Genomic DNA, 19319 nt, shown 5'->3' with positions numbered 1-19319 from the left:
CCGCACGCTCAACGCCGCCCCCCCCGCGCCGCACCGCACGCTCAACGCTCACGCGTGCGGGCCCACCGTCACCGTCCCCACCGTCAGGTCCACCGTCCCCTCCAGAACCGCGGCCACCCGCGCGGCCTGGGACTCCAGCTCCCGCGTACGGGCCGCGTTCAGCGGGCACAGCGGTTCGACCGTGACCGCGATCCGCTTGCCCGAGCGCCGCTGGTGCCAGACCCCGGCCACCGTCCCGTCGACGAGCAGCACCGGGTAATTGCCGGCCTGCCCGCCCGCGAGCGCACGTCCGTACGCGGCACCCGGGAAGAGCCGTTCGCGCGGCTGCGAGGCGATGGTGAAGGCGTCGAAGTACGGCAGCAACCGCACGCTCCGCGCCGGTTCCGCCGGGAACTCCGTGTCCCCGGCGACGACCCAGGCCACCGCGCCCTCGAAGGAGACCTCCTCGATCCGCCCGTCCCCGGCCAGTGCGGCGAACAGCGTGCCCGCCCACCCCGCCGGAGCGGCCAGCCACTTGGCGAAGTGCTGCGGGGTCGCCGGGCCGTACGCGTAAAGGTAGCGCTCGACGAGGGCGCCGAGCGCCTCCGTCCCCTCGGCGGGCCGCACGCCGGGGCTGGTGTAGGTGACCTTCCGGCCCCGGTTCGGGCCGAAGCACAGGACCCCGCGATGTGCCGCCGTGTGGGTCATCTGCCGCCAGCGCGGCCACTTGTCCTGGAAGGCGTCCATCACCCGCTCGCCCGCCCAGGGGCCGGTACGCGCCACGATCGCGTCCGTCAGTTCGTCCACGGTCAGCTCCGCGCCCGCGAGCGCGTCCCCGATCGCCGCCACGACCTCGTCCGTCTGCGCGGCCGTCATCCGTACGTCCGCCGGCATCTGGTGCGGCCCGGACGGGATCGCGGAGAGCGCCCCCGTCCACAGCGGCAGATCGGCGGCCGGCAGCAGATGCACGGTGCCGCGCGGGCCGTACGTCTTGATCAGCGAGCGGTCCTGCCACAGCGCGGCCCGCACGTCGGCCCGGGTCGCCTCGGTCATACGCAGGGCCACGGACAGCTCGGCGGCCGACATGACCTGGGCGTGCGCGCCGAGCATCGCGGCCGTCACCGCCGCCGGCGGGGCGTCGGTCGGCTCGTCCAGAAACTGACGGTGGATCCTCCGGGCGTCGGCCTCGGCCCAGCCGACATGTGGTGGGGTGGTGGTCATGCCTCCGACCGTAGGGGAGGAATAGGTCAGGGGCTGTCCGCATTGACCGAACAGCCGGGACGATTCGAGGAGTTGGCGATGGCCAAGGGCAAGACGGGTTACGACTGCGGGCTCGACGCGGCCGTCGACGTCGTCGGCGGCAAGTGGAAGCCGCTGATCCTCTGGGCGCTGCACGCGCACGGCACGAGCCGCTTCGGGGAGCTCAGGCGGCAGATCTCCGGCGTCAGCGAGAAGATGCTGATCCAGCAGCTGCGCGAGCTGGAGGCGGACGGCATCGTCCACCGCGAGATCTACCGGGAGGTTCCGCCCCGGGTGGAGTACTCCCTGACGGAGCTGGGCGAGGCGCTCAACACGGCGCTCATGCCGCTGGGGGAGTGGGGCGACCGCTTCATGACGGAGATCCTCGCCCGCAAGGCGGAGCAGGCCGCCTGACCACCGATGGCGTACCTCCTCGCCCGCAAGGCGGAGCAGGCCGCCTGACCACCGAGCGCGCGCCTTCCCGGCGCTCCCGCCCCGCCGGCCCGGCCCCGGCGCCCCCGCTCAGCCGGCCCGGGCGCCTCTCCCGCCTCCCGCCACGCCCCCGCCGCGTCAACCGGGCTCCCGTCCCCGGGGGTCCCCCTTGGGAAGTACGGAAACCGCCGCCACGCCGGGGCGTAAACCCGCCACCGCCCCGCACGACCCGTGTCGTGACTGGGCTGCGACGCCTCGCCGGCCATCCGTCGGCTCCGGGTGGCACACACCACGACTTACGAAGGGTTATGGTGGAAACCCCCCCTCGGGCCGGTCCGTATCCCCCCCACGGACCGGCCCGTTTTTTCTTCTCGCCGGCCCGGGCGTCAGCCCCGCCCGGCCCAGATGTTCGTGCCCTCGGTGTGCACCGCGAACGAGTCGATCTCCTTCAGCTCCTCCTCCGTCAGCGGCGGACCGGACAGAGCGGCCACGTTCTCCTCCAGCTGCCCGACGCTGGACGCGCCGATCAGCGCGGAGGTCATCCGCTCGTCGCGCAGCACCCACGACAGCGCCAGCTGCGCCAGGGACTGCCCACGGCGCTCGGCGATCTCCGCGAGCCCGCGCAGCCGCCGCAGCACCTCGTCGGAGAGCAGGTTCGGGTCGAGGGACTTGCCCTGCGTGGCCCGCGAACCCTCCGGGACGCCCTTCAGATACTTGTTGGTGAGCAGCCCCTGGGCCAGCGGCACGAAGGAGATGCAGCCCATGCCGGCCGCCTCCAGCGTGTCGAGGAGGCCGTCCTCCTCGGTCCAGCGGTTGATCATCGAGTACGACGGCTGGTGGATGAGGGCGGGGACGCCCATCTCCTTGAGGATCCCGGCGGCCTCGGCGGTCTGCTCGCTGGTGTACGAGGAGACACCGACGTACAGCGCCTTGCCCTGCTGGACGGCGGAGGCCAGGGCCCCCATCGTCTCCTCCAGCGGGGTGTGCGGATCGAAGCGGTGCGAGTAGAAGATGTCGACGTAGTCGAGGCCCATCCGCTTCAGCGAGGCGTCGAGCGACGACATCAGATACTTGCGGGAGCCCCACTCGCCGTACGGACCGGGGTGCATCAGATAGCCGGCCTTCGTCGAGACGATCAGCTCGTCCCGGTAGGCCGCGAAGTCCTGGGCGAAGATCTTGCCGAAGTTCAGCTCGGCGGAGCCGGGCGGCGGCCCGTAGTTGTTCGCCAGGTCGAAATGGGTCACGCCGAGGTCGAAGGCGCGGCGCAGGATCGCCCGCTGTGAGCCGAGCGTCCGGTCGTCGCCGAAGTTGTGCCAGAGGCCCAGCGAGATGGCGGGGAGCTTGAGCCCGCTGCGCCCGGTACGGCGGTACTCCATGTGGTCGTAACGGTCCGCTGAGGCGCGGTACAGGGGAGAATCAGTCACGTATCTCTGCTTATCACGGTCTTGTGACAGTCCCGGGCTGGGAGCCATGGACCCCTGCGCAGTAATGTGGCGGCTTCGGGGAACCGCCGCGGCATGGAGGGGTTAAGAACAGTGAACCTGCGCGACCTGGTGTACGGGCTCTACGCACGCCGGGTGGAAGGCCGCCTCGACCACGCCCAGGTGCCGAAGCACATCGGCGTCATCCTCGACGGCAACCGGCGCTGGGCCAAGGCGTCCGGCGGGACTCCCGAGCAGGGGCACAAGGCCGGTGCGGACAAGATCCAGGAGCTGCTCGGCTGGTGTGCCGAGACCGACGTCGAGGTCGTCACGCTCTGGATGCTCTCCACGGACAACCTCAACCGGCCCGAGGAGCAGCTCGTGCCGCTGCTCGGCATCATCGAGAACGCGGTGCGCGCCCTCGCGGCCGACGGCCGCTGGCGGGTCCACCACGTGGGCACGCTGGACCTGCTGCCCGCCCGTACCCAGTCCGTACTGAAGGAAGCGGAGCAGGCCACCCACGACAACACGGGGATACTCGTGAACGTGGCCGTGGGCTACGGCGGCCGCCAGGAGATCGCGGACGCGGTCCGCTCGCTGCTCCTGGAACACGCGGAGAAGGGCACGAGCTTCGAGGAGCTCGCCGAGATCGTCGACGTCGAACACATCTCCGAGCACCTCTACACGCGCGGGCAGCCCGACCCGGACCTGGTCATCCGTACCAGCGGCGAGCAGCGTCTGTCCGGATTCATGCTGTGGCAGAGCGCCCATTCCGAGTACTACTTCTGTGAAGTCCACTGGCCCGCCTTCCGCAAGGTCGACTTCCTGCGCGCGCTGCGCGACTACGCCGCCCGGCACCGCCGCTACGGCACCTGACACCCGTGGTCGGGCGGGTCACGGGGCACGGGTCGCCGAGCGTTCATGAATACGTCGTCATATGCCATGGCATGGCGGCGCGTCTTGGAGGGCATATCCCTTCCAGAGTGAGCGGCACGGAGACCGCCACCCGGGAGGCCCGTTGCACCAGGACGACCGTGCAGGACATGTACGGACGAAGCGGAGGGCCGGTGCTCGGCCCGCCTTTCGTGGCCAGAGCCCGGTCCCATCCCGCAGCGACAACGATTCCGTCGCACCCCGACCTCACAGGGGTCTTCAGAGGGGGTCTGTCCTTCCGTGGTGACCAGCACTAAGCGCCGCTTGTCCGACAGGCGCACCTACGTACTCGACACCAGCGTCCTGCTGGCCGACCCCAACGCCGTGTCCCGCTTCGACGAGCACGAGGTCGTGCTCCCGATCGTCGTGGTCACCGAGTTGGAGGCCAAGCGGCACCACCCCGAGCTCGGCTACTTCGCCCGGGCGGCCCTGCGCCTCCTGGACGACTTCCGGGTCCGGTACGGACGCCTCGACGCCCCGCTCCCCATCGGGGACCTGGGCGGCACGCTGCGGGTCGAACTCAACCATTCCGACCCCGGCGTGCTTCCGGCCGGCTACCGGTTGGGGGACAACGACTCACGGATCCTCGCGGTCGCGCGCAACCTCCAGGCGGAGGGGTACGACGTCACGGTCGTCTCCAAGGACCTGCCGCTGCGCATCAAGGCATCCTCGGTCGGTCTCCTCGCCGAGGAGTACCGCGCCGAGCTCGCCATCACGGACTCCGGCTGGACCGGAATGTCCGAGATCGCGCTCAGTGCCGACGAGGTGGACATCCTCTACGACCAGGAGTCCCTGTATGTCCCGGAGGCCGCCGAGCTTCCGGTGCACACGGGCCTGGTGCTGCAGTCCGAGCGGGGCAAGGCGCTCGGCCGGATCACGGCGGAGGGCAACGTCCGCCTGGTGCGCGGCGACCGTGAGGTCTTCGGCATCCGTGGCCGCAGCGCAGAGCAACGGATCGCGCTCGATCTGCTCCTCGACCCGGACGTCGGCATCATCTCCATGGGCGGCCGGGCCGGTACCGGCAAGTCCGCGCTGGCGCTCTGCGCCGGCCTGGAGGCGGTCCTGGAGCGCCGGCAGCACCAGAAGGTGATGGTGTTCCGTCCGCTGTACGCCGTCGGCGGCCAGGAGCTCGGCTATCTGCCGGGCAGCGAGTCCGAGAAGATGAGCCCCTGGGCCCAGGCGGTCTTCGACACGCTCTCCGCGGTGGCGGGCCGGGAGGTCATCGAGGAGGTGCTCGGCCGCGGCATGCTGGAGGTCCTGCCGCTCACCCACATCCGGGGCCGCTCCCTCCACGACGCCTTCGTGATCGTCGACGAGGCCCAGTCCCTGGAGCGGAACGTCCTGCTGACCGTTCTGTCCCGGATCGGGGCGAACTCCCGTGTGGTGCTGACCCATGACGTCGCCCAGCGCGACAACCTCAGGGTCGGCCGGTACGACGGCGTCGTCGCCGTGGTCGAGAAGCTGAAGGGGCATCCGCTCTTCGCACACGTCACGCTCACCCGCTCCGAGCGCTCGCAGATCGCCGCGCTCGTGACCGAAATGCTGGAGGACGGACAGATCTGACCCGTTTCGCACGGTCCCGTACGGGTACGGGAGTTGGCGCCGCCCGGCAAAGCGCAGGAGCTTAGCCGGGCGGCGCCGCGCTGTCCCCCGTATCGGCCAAAACCGCTGTGATGGACGGGGTGTGAGCTTTCACACGCAACTCAGAATTGCCTTGCGGCGTCGGCGTCCGGCAGAGTCTTGCTTCCGTCAGGCCCCGCATACGGCACACGTGCACCCTCAGGGGTGCGGCACCACACAACTCAACAGCCGTTCGCCGTATGCCGCCCACAGCACCACGGGCCCGTGTCTTCTGTGACCCATTTCGTCGAAGACCAGCGCCAGGGGCACGATTTCGCCCATTTGGTCACCTGCGTGGGCGATGCTGGAAGGAAACCGTGTGAGCCGGATCTCGGTCCGGGGATTCGCGGTGGCTTCGGCCACTGCGGTCACCACTGTCGGCGCCGTCGTCGGCGTTGCTTCGGGCAGCACCCAGCCCGCGGACGACAACTTCGAGGCCACCGCTGCCGACACCACGCTGCTCGCGGACATTCCCGTGGGCGAGCAGGCCCAGGTACAGGTCTCCTCGCTCTCGGCCCAGGCCGACGCCCAGGCCGCCGCGGCCGACTCGGCCGCGAAGAAGTCCGCGGAGGAAGCGGCCCGTCTCCAGGCCGCCCAGGACGCCGAGGCCAAGAAGAAGGCCGCCGACAAGGCGGAGCGGGAGCGCAAGGAAGCCGAGGAGCGCGCGAACCGTTCCGCGGTGCGCGACGCGTCGAGCTTCTCGGCCCAGGGCTCCTACTCCATCGCGGAGGTCAAGGCGATCGCCCGTCAGATGATCCCGGCCTCGCAGTTCCAGTGCTTCAGCAACATCGTGGACCACGAGTCCGGCTGGAACTACCGCGCGACCAACCCGTCCTCGGGCGCGTACGGTCTCGTCCAGGCCCTCCCGGGTTCGAAGATGTCGTCGGCCGGCGCCGACTGGCAGACCAACCCCGCCACCCAGATCAAGTGGGGCCTGAACTACATGAACAACCGCTACGACAGCCCCTGCGGCGCGTGGTCGTTCTGGCAGGCCAACCGCTGGTACTAGTCCGGCGAGCTCAACCTCGTGGAGCCCCTCACCGTCCTACGGTGAGGGGCTCCGTGCGTGTAGGTTCGGAAGCGGACGGGCTCCCCGGGGGAGTGAGCGGGGGAAGAAGGAAGAGCATGTCGAAACTGCCAGGATGGCTGAGCCGGCTGGGCGACCGCCTGGCCCGCATGGGTGAGCGCCTGGACGAGCGCCGCGCCCGTGCGGAGGCGGACGAGGAACTCGGCCCGCCCTACGACGAACTGGGCGGGCGCACGTACGACCCGTCAGACGCGCCCGGCCAGGGCTCGGGCGGTCCGTCCGATCGGCCGGACGCCGACGCTCCCGGTGCGGGAGAAGGTCCGGACACCGCGGGCGGCGCGGCGAAGTCCGGGGCCGGCCGGTGGCCCGGGCGGCGCGCGCCGGCCGCCCCCGCCGCGTCCGTACCCGCGCCCCCCGCCTACGCGCCCGCCGTCGCCGCGCGGCCCGATCCCGTCGACGCCATCCCGTGGGGCATGCGCGTCGCGGCCGAGGCCGGCTGGCGGCTGCTCGTCCTCGCCGGCACGCTCTGGGTGCTGATGAAGGTGATCAGCTCCGTCCAGCTGGTCGTGCTCGCCTTCGTCGCCGCGCTCCTCATCACCGCGCTGCTCCAGCCCACCGTGGCCCGGCTGCGCAGGATGGGCCTGCCCCGCGGGGTCGCCACCGCCGTCACCGCCGTCTCCGGCTTCGTGGTCATGGGGCTGGTGGGCTGGTTCGTGGTCTGGCAGGTCATGGACAACCTCGACAACGTCTCCGACCGTGTCAGGGACGGCATCGAGGAGCTCAAGCGCTGGCTGCTCGACTCCCCGTTCCATGTGACCGAGTCGCAGATCAACGACATCGCGCAGAACCTCAGCGACACCATCGGCGCCAACACCGAGCAGATCACCTCCGCCGGACTCCAGGGCGTGACGGTGGTCGTCGAGGCGATGACCGGCATACTGCTCGCGATGTTCTCGACGCTCTTCCTGCTGTACGACGGTAAGAAGGTCTGGAACTGGACGCTGAAGCTGGTGCCCGCCCAGGCCCGGCCCGGTGTCGCGGGCGCGGGGCCGCGCGCCTGGCGGACCCTGACCGCCTATGTACGGGGAACGGTCATCGTCGCCCTGATCGACGCGGTCTTCATCGGCCTCGGGCTCTACTTCCTCGACGTCCCGATGGCGGTGCCGCTCGCCGTCTTCATCTTCCTCTTCGCCTTCATCCCGTTGGTCGGTGCCGTCATCTCCGGCGCCCTCGCGGTCGTGGTCGCCCTGGTCACCAACGGGGTCTTCACGGCCCTGATGGTGCTGGTCGTGGTCCTGGCCGTGCAGCAGATCGAGGGCCATGTGCTCCAGCCCTTCATCCTGGGCCGGGCGGTGCGGGTCCATCCGCTGGCGGTCGTCCTCGCGGTGGCGGCCGGCGGTCTGACGGCGGGCATCGGTGGCGCGGTGGTGGCGGTGCCGCTGGTCGCGGTCACCAACACGGCGGTCGGCTACCTCCGCGCGTACAGCACCGAACAGGCCCTGCGCAGCACACCGGAACCGCGCGGGGCGACGGCCCACGCGGTGGCACCGACCCCGGCGCCGGGATCGAAGGACAGGGACGACACGTGATCACCGAACCCGAACTGGTGGGCGGTACGGCCTTCCCGGCCGCCGAGGTCCCTCTCGCCGAACCGGCGCCCCAGGCGCCCCGGCCGCCCCGGCCCCGTCGGCCCTGGCTGTGGGCGCTGGGCGGCGCGGTGGTGGCGTCGGCGGTGTGGGCCGGTGGACTCCACGCGTACGACAGGACCCAGGACGGCGGCCCCGATCTGGGCGGATACCGCACGGTCGGGAACCTCTGCGACAAGGTCGAGCTGAAGGCGCTCCAGGTGGAGCTGGGGAAGAAGTCGCCCGGCGACGACCTGCCCACGCCGACACGGGCGCACCCGGCGCTGGACAGGGCGCGATGCTCGGTCGTGCTGGGTTCTCCCGAAAGCGGTTTCACCGCCGATGTCACGTACGACCTGCACAAGGTGACCGACCCCGGGCCGGAGTTCGAGCCGAGGCTCGCCGAGATGATGGCGAACACCGAGCCGGTCGAAGGGCTGGGGGAGCGGGCGTACGTCCACCGAGACGAGGACAACTCCGGTGCCTGGATCAGCGTCCTGGACGGCCAGGCCCAGCTGGACATCTGGATCAATTCGCAGCTGAACTGGGACGTGGAGACGGACCAGGCGGTCCCGGCCGACAACAAGGTCGATCTGTCGGGCATCGAGGCCGTGCTGATCCAGGACATGAAGGCGCTCATGGCCGCGCTCAAGGAATGACGGAAAGGCCCCGGGGTGAACACCCCGGGGCCCTCCTCGCGTGAAGCGGCCTTACTCGGCCAGCACCGCTTCCGCGTCCAGCGTCACGCCGACCGCCTGGATCACCGAGGCGATCTTGACGGCCTCCTGGATCGTCTCGCGGTCGACACCGGCCTTGCGGAGCACCTGCTCGTGCGAGTCCAGGCACTGACCGCAGCCGTTGATCGCGGAGACGGCCAGCGACCACAGCTCGAAGTCGACCTTCTCGACGCCCGGGTTGCCGATGACGTTCATCCGCAGACCGGCGCGCAGCGTCCCGTACTCGGGGTCCGACAGCAGGTGCCGGGTCCGGTAGAAGACGTTGTTCATCGCCATGATCGCGGCGGCGGACTTGGCGGCCTGGTACGCCTCGGGCTTGAGGTTGGCCTTGGCCTCCGGCTCCAGCTCCTTGAGGACCTTCGGCGAGCGCGAGGCGATCGCGCAGGCCAGGACGGTGCCCCAGAGCTGCTGCTGCGGCAGCTCGCTGTTGCCGATCACCGAACCGAGGTTCAGCTTCAGGTCCTTGGCGAAGTCCGGTATGGCGGACTTGAGTTCGTCGAGAGCCATCTCAGTTCACCCGTTCCTTACTCGCCCGAGAGGAGCGCGACCGGGTCGAGGGTGTTCTCGCCCTTGGTCCAGTTGCACGGGCACAGCTCGTCGGTCTGCAGGGCGTCCAGCACCCGCAGGACCTCCTTGGGGTTACGGCCGACGGAACCGGCGGTCACCATGGTGAACTGGATCTCGTTGTTCTGGTCCACGATGAAGACGGCGCGCTGGGCGAAGCCGTCCTCGCCCTCGACGCCGCAGTCGCGCATGAGCTCGTGCTTCGAGTCGGCGAGCATCGGGAAGGGCAGGTCACGCAGGTCGGCGTGGTCCTTGCGCCAGGCGTGGTGCACGAACTCGGAGTCGCCGGAGACGCCGAGGATCTGGGCGTCACGGTCGGCGAACTCGTCGTTCAGCTTGCCGAACGCGGCGATCTCGGTGGGGCAGACGAAGGTGAAGTCCTTCGGCCAGAAGAACACCACACGCCACTTGCCCTCGTAGGTCTTGTGGTCGATCTGAGCGAACTCCTTGCCGCTCTCCAGCGACACGCAGGCGGTCAGGTCGTAGGTGGGGAACTGGTCACCGACAGTGAGCACGCGCTCTCCTTGCAGAGGGTGGGGGTCCCTTTTGGGGTCCTCCGTGGGGGTTGGACGGGGCCCAGCATGGCACGCGGTGCATTGATCAGTGAAATAGCTAGACTGGGTCGTGTTGATTGAAGGTGGTTATCAGTGGGATCCCCGTACAACCCGTACCGAGGCAAGCAGCCCAGTTTCTCCCAGCTCAGAGCGTTCGCGGCAGTCGCGGAGCATCTGCACTTCCGCGACGCGGCGGCGGCGATCGGGATGAGTCAGCCCGCGCTCTCGGGCGCGGTTTCGGCTCTCGAAGAGGCACTCGGTGTCCAGCTCCTCGAGCGTACGACGCGAAAGGTACTGCTCTCGCCCGCGGGGGAGCGGCTCGCGGTGCGCGCCAAGGCGGTCCTGGACGCGGTGTCGGAGCTGATGGAGGAGGCGGAGGCGGCGCAGGCGCCGTTCACGGGGGTGCTGCGGCTCGGCGTGATCCCGACCGTCGCGCCGTACCTGCTGCCCACGGTCCTGCGCCTCGTCCACGAGCGCTATCCGGAGCTCGACCTCCAGGTCCACGAGGAGCAGACCTCCTCGCTCCTGGAGGGGCTCGCGGCCGGGCGGCTGGATCTGCTGCTGCTCGCCGTGCCCCTGGGGGTGCCCGGTGTCACCGAACTGCCGCTCTTCGACGAGGACTTCGTGCTCGTCACCCCGCAGGGGCATCCGCTGGCCGGCCGCGACGACATTCCGCGCGAGGCGTTGAAGGAGCTCAATCTGCTGCTTCTCGACGAGGGGCACTGCCTGCGCGACCAGGCCCTCGACATCTGCCGGGAGGCAGGCCGTACGGAGGGGGCGCCCGTCACCACCACCGCGGCGGGTCTGTCCACCCTGGTCCAGCTGGTGGCGGGCGGTCTCGGCGTGACCCTGCTCCCGCGCACCGCCGTCAAGGTCGAGACCGCCCGCAACACGGCCCTGTTCACCGGCCGCTTCACCGATCCGGCGCCCTCACGGCGGGTCGCTCTCGCCATGCGCACCGGAGCGGCCCGGCACGAGGAGTTCGAGGAGCTGGCGCGGTCACTGCGGGGCGCGATGAAGCGGCTTCCGGTGCGGGTGGTGGGCGCCGACGCCTGAAGCGGCGACCGGCACCCACCCCGGGGGGTTCACTCCGTCCGGATCATTCGGTCCTGAGCCCGTCCGCCCGCATCACGCGCCACAGCGCGGGCATGCTCAGCAACGTCACCGCGAGGATCAGCGCGGCGCCCACCCCGGTCACCGGCAGGAAGACCGCCCAGTCCTCGACCCGCTTGTCGATCATCTTCAGCAGGACCAGGCCGAGGCCGAGCCCGCCGGCCACCGCGAGGGCCAGGCCCAGTGTGATCGGGAGCGCCGTCTGCCACAGCACCGACCAGGACAGCGTCGTCCGCGGCGTCCCGAAGGCGACCAGCGAGGACAGCAGGCGTTTCCGGTCCCGCAACTGCTCCAGGGTCGTGACCAGGAGCGACGCGGCCACCAGGATCATCGTCGCGGTCGCGCCGACCAGGATCCCGGTCCGTACGCTGCTGAACTGCTGGTCCCGCTCGAAGTTCTGCAGGGTGCCGACCCACATCAACGGATCGATCGAGGCGGCCGTGTTCCGTACGTACTCGGGCGCGTCCGGCACCGCCGGGTCGATCCGTACCATCGCGCTCGCGTTCGGCATGTCCAGCGTCGAGGCGTCGATGGCGGACGGCGTGGCGAAGACGCCGAACTGGTAGCGGCCCATCGGGTCCCGGCGCGCGTCGACCGTGCGGGCCTCGTCCGGGATCCGCCAGGTCGGCACCTTGCCCGCCGGCTCCGCAGGGGCGTCACGCAGGGCGACCACCGCTCCGGGGCGCGCGGTCTCGGCGAGATAGGCGTCGTCCGGACCCTCCTTGCCGTGAACCTGCGCGATGAAGACGTCGCCGTCCGTACAGGAGGGCAGGGAGGCCAGCTCCTCGAGCGAGGCGCAGTCGGCGACGACGAGCGAGGTGATCGGGCCGAACTCCTCGCCCTTCTTCAGCGGGCCCGGCCGCCACACGTGCGACGAGATCGTTCCGATCACCCCGGTGACGCCCCTGGTCTCCGAGAACTTGGCGATCATCTCGCGGGCCTCGTCGCCGTTCCTCGCGTCTCCCTGGGCCTGCATCTGGGCTCGTGCGGTGTCCATGTTGGTGGGCCGCATGAAGTCGTTCTGCATCGCCTGGAAGAGCATTTGGAGCGCGATCGCCCCGGCTGCGGCGACCACGATCCCACTGACCGCCCGTGCTGTCGTGCCGCTGCTCAACTGCAGTCTTCTGGTGGCCAGTTGCCAGGCCACCGGGCCGCCCCGAAGTCGCTTGACGACGGCTTCGACCAGCCACGGCAGCAGCGTGGTGAGCCCGGTGAGGGAGAGAGCCGCGCCCGCCGTGACCACGGTGGTGTTGATCGAGGTCTCCCGGAGGCCGACCTCGCCGGCCATCGGGACGAGAAGGGCGACGCCGGCGGCGAGCAGGAGCAGGCGCCACCACAGCCGGCGGGGGCGCGGGGTGGAGGTCCGTACGACACCGAGCGGTTCGATCGCGACCGCGCGCAGGGCGAAGACGGTCACCACGATCGCCGAGACCGGCACGATCACGAGGACGAGCACGGCGAGCGCGGGCAGCGGCACCACGTCGGAGGGGAAGGCGTTGACGTCCCACACCTGGACCGTCCCGACGAGCTGCCGGGCCAGCGCGAAGAACACGGCGCCGAGGCCGAGCCCGAGCAGCGCGCCGGCGAGCGACTCACCGGCCGCGATGCGCCGGGTCATCGCGCTGTCCGCGCCGACGAGACGCAGCGCGGCCAGCCGCCGGTCCCGCTGCTCGCCGCCGAAGCGGACGGCGGTGGCGATGAAGACGAGGACCGGCAGGAGCAGGACGACGCAGGCGATCACGACGAGCAGGAGCAGGAACGCGTTCAGCGGCTCGCCCGGCACCGACCAGCCGTAGTCCTTCCCCCGGCCGTCGTAGTTGTCGGTGGTGAGGGTGTCGCTTCCCGCGACGTAACGCATCTCGGCCGGTCCGATGAGGCCCGCGTCCCCGATCGTGCCGATGGTCCGGTACGGCATGCGCTCGCGGAGCAGGGCGCCGTCCGGGGAGGCGAGCAGCTCGGCGAGCGCGGGGGAGACCAGCATCTCGCCCGCTCCGGGCAGCTTCGCCACACCCGGCGGGGCGGGGGCGTCCGGACCCTCGGGCCGCAGAACGAGCCCGGTGACGGTCTCGCCGCGGTAGAGGGTGGAGGGCTTGGCGTAGAGAAAGGAGTCCGCTGTGGGGCGGGGCACCTCCTGGCTCGCGTTGACGTCCCGCTGCGACTCGCGCACCTCGCGGGAGAACAGCAGGTTCGGTATCGAGGAGGCGACGAGCAGCAGGGCGACGCCGAGGCCGATGCCGACGCCGGTCAGGGCCGTCCGGGTCCAGCCGGAGCGGCCTCCGGTGACCGCGAACCGCGCGCCGAGCGTCAGGTCGCGCACCCAGGTACGGAGCCTCATGCCGCCCACTCCGCGTCCCGCACGGAGCCGTCGCGGACGACGACCTCGCGGTCGGAGTAGGCGGCGACCCGGGGCTCGTGGGTGACGAGGACGACGGAGGCGCCGGTGTCCCGGGCCGCGTCGGTGAGCAGCTCCATCACGCGTTCGCCGTTGAGCGAGTCCAGGGCGCCGGTCGGCTCGTCGGCGAAGACCACACGCGGGGAGCCGACCAGCGCGCGGGCGACCGCGACCCGCTGGCCCTGGCCTCCGGAGATCTCGCCGGGGCGCTTGGCGGCGATGTCCTCGACCTCCAGCCGGGTCAGCCACTCCGCCGCCTTGGCCTCGGCGTTCTTGCGCCGCTCGCCTTTCAGGCGCAGCGGGAGGGCGACGTTCTCGACGCAGCTCAGTTCGGGAACCAACTGGCCGAACTGGAAGACGAAGCCGAAGTCGGTGCGGCGCAGGGAGCTGCGCGCGGTGTCCGGCAGGGTGGTGAGCTCGCGCCCGTCGTAGGTGATGGTGCCGGCGTCGGGCCGGACGATCCCGGCGAGACAGTGCAGCAGCGTGGACTTCCCCGAGCCCGAGGGGCCCATCACGGCGACGACCTCGCCGGCCCGGACCGCGAAGTCCGCGCCGGAGAGCGCGGGGGTCGGTCCGTACGCCTTGTCGATGCCGGTCGCGAGGAGGAGGGGAGGGGTGGTCATCGGCGAATCTCCTCGGCGAGCCGGTCGAGTCGGGCGGCGGTCAGTTCGAGCCAGCGAAGATCGGCTTCGAGGTGGAACAGGGCGTGATCGCAGATCAGCTGGTCGGCGAGGTCGCCCTCCTTCTTGCGCCGGGTGAGCTCGCGCATGAGCCGCAGATGCTCCGAGCGCTGCACGTCGAGGAGTTCCGCCGCGCCGCGCCCGGTGAGCAGGGCGAGGACGACCTTGGTGTAGAGCGTGGACTGGAGGTACGGCTCCGGCTTCTCGGGCTGCGACAGCCAGCGCTCGACATCGGTGATGCCGGCTTCGGTGATCGCGTACCGCTTCCGCTCGGGGCCGCCGCCGGCTTCGACGCCGTCCACCACGACCAGGCCGTTCTTCAACAGCCGCGACATGGTCGAGTAGACCTGCCCGTAGTGCAGGGGCCGGTCGTGGCCGAATTTCTCGTCGAAGGCGCGCTTGAGGTCGTAGCCGTGGCGCGGTCCGGACTCCAGGAGCCCGAGAAGTGTGTGACCGATGGACATGGTCGTCACTGTACACCCGGTGTATACGCACGTTGTATAGCCAACATGTGACCGGTGTCGCACAACCATCGGGGCCCCAGACGCGTCGGTTCCAGGGGAGACAGGTGCTGATTCTCACGTCCGGAAAAGACCGGATCGATTGCCCTTTGTCTGCATCAGCGGTGTTAGCTTGCTGAGCTGACTCGGTGCGGACACCTGCCCGGGACGACGATGAGCGGAGCGACGAGGGACATGGGCCGAGCGGACAAACGCCAAGTGAAGAAGGGCGGACGGATACGCCGTCTCTTCACCTGGAAGAGACTCCTGGGCACGTTCTTCGTCGGCTGCCTGCTCGTCATGGGCGCCTTCTACGCGATCTACCTGCTGGTCCCGGTGCCGTCCGCCAACGCCCAGGCCACCATGCAGAGCAACGTCTACAAGTACTCCAACGGAAAGCTCATCGCCCGGACCGGCGAGATCAACCGGGAGATCGTCGGCCTGGAGAAGATACCGACGAAGGTCCAGTACGCCTTCGTCGCCGCCGAGAACAAAACGTTCTACAAGGACCACGGCGTCGACATCCGCGGCACCGCCCGCGCCGCGCTCAACACCGTCACCGGCAAGGGCAAGCAGGGTGGCTCGACCATCACCCAGCAGTACGTCAAGAACTACTACCTGGACCAGGACCAGACGGTCACCCGCAAGCTCAAGGAGATGGTGATCGCGCTCAAGGTCGACCAGCGCATGGCGAAGAGCGAGATCCTCGCCGGGTACATGAACACCAGCTATTACGGACGCAGCGCCTACGGCATCCAGGCCGCCGCGCAGTCCTACTACGGTGTCGACGCCTCCAAGCTGAACGTCGCCCAGGGCGCCTACCTCGCCTCGCTGCTCCAGGCCCCCAACCAGTACGACTGGACCTCCGCCACCCCCACCGGCCGCAAGCTGGTCGAGGAGCGCTGGAACTACACCCTCGACAACATGGTCGAGGAAGGCTGGCTGGAGCAGACCGAGCGGCACGGCCTGAAGTTCCCCGTCCCGCAGAAGCCCAAGCCCGCCCCCGGTATGGAGGGCCAGCGTGGATACCTCGTCGAGGCCGCCAACCAGGAGCTGATGCGCCAGGGCATCAGCGAGGAGGACATCAAGGCCGGCGGCTGGACGATCACCCTCAACGTCGACGAGAAGAAGCAGAAGGCGCTCGTCGAGGCGGTCGACGAGCAGCTGGAGGAGAAGCTCGACCGCGAGGGCGACAAGAAGGACGCCACCGTCCAGGCCGGCGCCACCTCCGTCGACCCGAAGACCGGCAAGGTCGTCGCCCTCTACGGCGGCGTCGGCGCCACCCAGCACTGGATGTCCAACGCCACCCGCCGCGACTACCAGCCCGCCTCGACCTTCAAGCCGATCGTGCTCGCCTCCGCCCTCGACAACGGCGCCGAGACCCAGGACGGCCGGAAGATCGGCCTCGGCACCATCTACGACGGCACCAGCAAGCGGCCGGTCGTGGGCAGCGACGTGCCGTTCAACCCGGAGAACGAGGACGACCGGAGCTACGGCCCCGTCACCGTCCAGAAGGCCACCAACAGCTCGATCAACTCGGTGTACGCCCAGATGATCGTCGACGTCGGCCCGGCCCACGTCAAGAAGACCGCCCTCGACCTCGGCATGAAGGACGGCGAGGACTTCGGCGAGACCCCCTCGATGTCGCTCGGGGTCATGGGCGCCTCCACCTGGGACATGGCCGGCGTCTACGCCACGCTCGACAACCACGGTGTGAAGGTCACCCCGACCATCGTGAAGTCCGCCGAGCACAAGGACCGCAAGGCGGAGCCGGTGAAGTCGATCGGCGAGCAGGTGATCAGCCGCGAGGCCGCCGACACCACCACCAAGGCGATGCAGGGCGTCGTCCGCAGCGGCTCCGGCTTCCGGGCCGCGGGCAACTACCAGGCCGCCGGCAAGACCGGTACCTCCGAGAACAACCGCTCCGCCTGGTTCGTCGGCTACACCCCCGAACTGGTCACCGCCGTCGGCCTGTTCGGCGAGGAGGTCAAGGGCGGCCAGACCACCCTGACCGACACGATCAACCCGGGCCGCGCCAACGGCGGCCGTACCCCGGCCCAGATCTGGGGGGCCTACACCACCAGCGCGCTGGGCGGCGGATCCGACGCCCGCTTCGACCTGGAGACCGACGACTCGGCGGTCGTCGAGCCGGACCCGACGCCGTCGCGGACCACCGAGTCCCCGGAGCCGACCCCGCCGGCCACCAGCACCGGGTCCCCGGACCCGACGCCGCCGCCGACCTCGACCGCGACCACGCCGCCGCAGCCGACCCGGACGACCACGACACCGCCGGAGCCGACGCCCACGCGGACTGAGCCGACGTTCGAACCGCCGGTCGTCGGGGAGGGCGACGGGCGCCCGCAGCAGTGACAGGGCCTCTGCCCCGCAGCGGTGACGGGGCTCCCGCGCCGACACGACCTCCGCACTGACACGGCGACGGCCGGGCCCCGCCAAGGGCCCGGCCGTCGCCGTGTGCGTACTCCGCGCGCTTACGTACGGGTGGCCAGCTCGAACCAGACCACCTTGCCGCCCGAGAGCCGGGTCGCTCCCCACCGGCGGGCCAGCCGGTTCACCAGGAAGAGGCCGCGGCCGCCCTCGTCGGTGTCGCGCGCCCGCCGCTGCCGGGGCAGCTGCGGAGAGTCGTCGCCGACCTCGCAGCGCAGGACGTCTGTCCGCAGCAGCCGCAGCGTCACCGGCCGCTCCGCGTACCGCACGGCGTTCGTCACGACCTCGCTGATCAGCAGCTCCACCGAGTCCGACAGCTCCTCCAGGTCCCAGCGGGCGAGCGCCCGCCGCGCGAGCCGCCGGGCCCGGCCCGGGGCCGCGTCCTCCGGCTCCAGGAACCAGTACGCCACGTCACTGGGCGCGATTCCGTCGAAACGGGCCGCGAGCAGCGCGATGTCGTCGTCCCGGTCGCCCGGCCCGAGCATGTCGAGGACGTCGTCGCACAACGCCTCCAGCGGGGGCGAGTGGTCGGGGCCGGTCAGCTGGGCCGTCGCCGCGAGGCGCTCCCGCAGCTGCTCTATCCCGGTCCACACGTCCCGCAGCCGGGACTCGACCAGACCGTCCGTGTAGAGGAGCAGCGTCGCGCCGGCCGGCGCGTCCAGCTCCACGGCCTCGAAGTCCACCCCGCCCACGCCGATCGGAGCGCCCGGCGGGACCCGGAGCACCTCCGCCCGGCCGCCGAGGTGGAGCAGTATCGGCGGCGGATGACCGGCGTTGGCGATCGTGATCCGGTGCGAGACCGGGTCGTACACCGCGTACATACACGTCGCCATCCGGTCCTGCCCGAGCCGCTGCGCCTGCTCGTCCAGGTGGTGCAGCACCTCCTGCGGCGGCAGGTCGAGCCCGGCCAGGGTCTGCGCCGTGGTCCGCAGCTGGCCCATGATCGCGGCGGACGTCATGGAGTGGCCCATGACGTCACCGACGACCAGCGCCACCCGGCTGCCGGGCAGCGGGATCGCGTCGTACCAGTCGCCGCCCACCCGGGCCGTCTCGGCGGCCGGAAGATAGCGGGAGGCGAGCCTCACCCCGGTCGGCTGCGGCAGCGAGTCCGGCAGCATGGTGCGCTGCAGCTCGTCGGCGATGTACGCCTCCCGGCCGTAGAGCACGGCCTTGTCGATGCCGAGCGCCGTGTGCGTCGCCAGCTGCGCGGCGACCAGCAGGTCGTTCGGCTCGAAGCCCGGCCGCTCGGGTCGGCGCAGGAAGACGGCGGCGCCGATGACCCGCCGCCGGCCGCGCAGCGGGGCGAGGATCGCCCGGTGTCCGCCGGGCAGCGCGTGCTCGGCGCCGAGCAGCTCGGGCAGCGCGGCCCGGGCGGCCGCGGAGTCGCCGAAGACCGGCCGCACCCCGCGCAGCACTTCGGCGAGCGCGCCGCCGGAGCGGACCTCGCACAGCTCCGCCGCGGGGGTGGGGTCGGGGTCGGGTACGAGGACGAGCTCCTCGCCCTCCAGGTCCGTTAAGCGCAGCCGGTCGGTGCGGCGCAGCCGCAGCACGAACGGCGCGACCGGCCGTTCGTCACCCACCGGGAGCGGGTCGCGCAGATAGACCAGGATCGCGTCGGAGAACGTCGGTACGGTCGCCCGGCACAGGCCGAGCACGATCTCGTCCAGGTCTATCCCGCGCGCGATCCGCCGGGTCGCCGCGCCCACGAACCGCAGCCGGTCGCCCTCCCGCCGCATGGCGGCGACGTCCTGCGCCACCCCGGCGCCGGTGGGCGCGGGCACCGCGACGGCCGCGGCCGCCGCCTCCTGGCGAGGGCGGGTGCGTTCCTGCGACCGGGCAGCCAGCGGCTGGCGGCCTTCGTGGGAGGTGGGATGCTCCGTCACGCGTGGGATTCCGTCCGTCCGGGCCGGTGGGGCGATGCACTCGCTCTTCTCGCCGATGCCGCGCCTTCACCGGCGATAAACCCCTGGCGGGCGGCGGATGTGAATACCCCGCGAGCAGCGGCTACGGCAGGGGTGGGAACACCCGGGCACACGTCCGGCACGGCTCTCCCCCTCT

At 70.8% G+C, this 19319-nt stretch carries 16 protein-coding genes; 8 read left to right on the top strand and 8 right to left on the bottom strand.

Features of this window, described 5'->3' with window-relative positions:
- Positions 1–48: 48 nt before the first annotated feature.
- Positions 49–1200 carry a winged helix DNA-binding domain-containing protein gene (locus ABZY12_RS00590; RefSeq protein WP_356885594.1) on the bottom strand — a complete coding sequence of 384 codons (1152 nt, stop codon included), beginning with the start codon at positions 1198–1200 and terminating at the stop codon, positions 49–51.
- Positions 1201–1278: 78 nt separating this feature from the next.
- On the opposite strand from ABZY12_RS00590, the gene ABZY12_RS00585 reads away from it, so the two are divergent.
- The gene (locus ABZY12_RS00585) at positions 1279–1632 is read left to right on the top strand and encodes a helix-turn-helix domain-containing protein (protein WP_356885592.1); all 354 of its coding nucleotides are present in this window, start codon (positions 1279–1281) and stop codon (positions 1630–1632) included.
- A 404-nt stretch (positions 1633–2036) separates the two neighbouring features.
- Here ABZY12_RS00585 and mgrA read toward each other — a convergent pair whose 3' ends face one another.
- Entirely contained in the window at positions 2037–3074 is a 1038-nt protein-coding gene (gene mgrA, locus ABZY12_RS00580) for an L-glyceraldehyde 3-phosphate reductase (RefSeq protein ID WP_356885590.1), read from the bottom strand.
- A gap of 111 nt (positions 3075–3185) precedes the next feature.
- Between mgrA and ABZY12_RS00575 the strand changes: the two genes are divergently transcribed.
- From ABZY12_RS00575 to ABZY12_RS00555, 5 genes are all read left to right on the top strand, one after another.
- Positions 3186–3947, top strand: coding sequence for an isoprenyl transferase (locus ABZY12_RS00575; RefSeq protein WP_356885588.1), 762 nt, complete (start codon positions 3186–3188; stop codon positions 3945–3947).
- Positions 3948–4244: 297 nt separating this feature from the next.
- Entirely contained in the window at positions 4245–5567 is a 1323-nt protein-coding gene (locus ABZY12_RS00570) for a PhoH family protein (RefSeq protein ID WP_356885586.1), read from the top strand.
- A 376-nt stretch (positions 5568–5943) separates the two neighbouring features.
- The gene (locus ABZY12_RS00565; protein ID WP_356885584.1) at positions 5944–6633 is read left to right on the top strand and encodes a transglycosylase SLT domain-containing protein; all 690 of its coding nucleotides are present in this window, start codon (positions 5944–5946) and stop codon (positions 6631–6633) included.
- A gap of 116 nt (positions 6634–6749) precedes the next feature.
- Positions 6750–8240, top strand: coding sequence for an AI-2E family transporter (locus ABZY12_RS00560; RefSeq protein WP_356885582.1), 1491 nt, complete (start codon positions 6750–6752; stop codon positions 8238–8240).
- Entirely contained in the window at positions 8237–8935 is a 699-nt protein-coding gene (locus tag ABZY12_RS00555) for a hypothetical protein (protein ID WP_356885580.1), read from the top strand. The genes ABZY12_RS00560 and ABZY12_RS00555 overlap by 4 nt, the downstream gene beginning before the upstream one ends.
- A 51-nt stretch (positions 8936–8986) precedes the next feature.
- On the opposite strand, the gene ABZY12_RS00550 is transcribed toward ABZY12_RS00555, so the two are convergent.
- Positions 8987–9520, bottom strand: a complete 534-nt coding sequence (locus ABZY12_RS00550; RefSeq protein ID WP_356885578.1) for an alkyl hydroperoxide reductase — start codon at positions 9518–9520, stop codon at positions 8987–8989.
- Between the two features lie 17 nt (positions 9521–9537).
- Complete coding sequence (locus ABZY12_RS00545) at positions 9538–10092, bottom strand: peroxiredoxin (protein WP_356885576.1); 555 nt, start codon at positions 10090–10092, stop codon at positions 9538–9540.
- 132 nt (positions 10093–10224) lie between these two features.
- Here ABZY12_RS00545 and ABZY12_RS00540 point away from each other — a divergent pair, with 132 nt between their 5' ends.
- Positions 10225–11187, top strand: coding sequence for a hydrogen peroxide-inducible genes activator (locus tag ABZY12_RS00540; RefSeq protein WP_356885574.1), 963 nt, complete (start codon positions 10225–10227; stop codon positions 11185–11187).
- A 43-nt stretch (positions 11188–11230) separates the two neighbouring features.
- On the opposite strand, the gene ABZY12_RS00535 is transcribed toward ABZY12_RS00540, so the two are convergent.
- The 3 genes from ABZY12_RS00535 to ABZY12_RS00525 are packed head-to-tail and all read right to left on the bottom strand — an operon-like array spanning position 11231 to position 14780.
- Positions 11231–13579: an FtsX-like permease family protein gene (locus ABZY12_RS00535; protein ID WP_356885572.1), complete on the bottom strand. Its 2349-nt coding sequence runs from the start codon at positions 13577–13579 to the stop codon at positions 11231–11233.
- Positions 13576–14259: an ABC transporter ATP-binding protein gene (locus ABZY12_RS00530; RefSeq protein ID WP_356885570.1), complete on the bottom strand. Its 684-nt coding sequence runs from the start codon at positions 14257–14259 to the stop codon at positions 13576–13578. The genes ABZY12_RS00535 and ABZY12_RS00530 overlap by 4 nt, the downstream gene beginning before the upstream one ends.
- Positions 14256–14780, bottom strand: coding sequence for a PadR family transcriptional regulator (locus ABZY12_RS00525; protein ID WP_356885568.1), 525 nt, complete (start codon positions 14778–14780; stop codon positions 14256–14258). Before ABZY12_RS00525 ends, ABZY12_RS00530 begins: the two co-directional genes overlap by 4 nt.
- 231 nt (positions 14781–15011) lie before the next feature.
- On the opposite strand from ABZY12_RS00525, the gene ABZY12_RS00520 reads away from it, so the two are divergent.
- Entirely contained in the window at positions 15012–17186 is a 2175-nt protein-coding gene (locus tag ABZY12_RS00520; RefSeq protein ID WP_356885566.1) for a transglycosylase domain-containing protein, read from the top strand.
- Between the two features lie 119 nt (positions 17187–17305).
- Here ABZY12_RS00520 and ABZY12_RS00515 read toward each other — a convergent pair whose 3' ends face one another.
- A complete protein-coding gene (locus ABZY12_RS00515; RefSeq protein WP_356885564.1) occupies positions 17306–19144 on the bottom strand; it encodes a SpoIIE family protein phosphatase in 1839 nt (612 codons plus the stop codon).
- Between the last annotated feature and the right edge of the window lie 175 nt (positions 19145–19319).

The sequence above is a fragment of the Streptomyces sp. NPDC006551 genome, assembly GCF_040611675.1.
GTDB lineage: Bacteria > Actinomycetota > Actinomycetes > Streptomycetales > Streptomycetaceae > Streptomyces.
The sequence above is the reverse complement of the archived record's forward strand: the minus strand, read 5'-3'. Positions and strand labels throughout refer to the sequence as shown.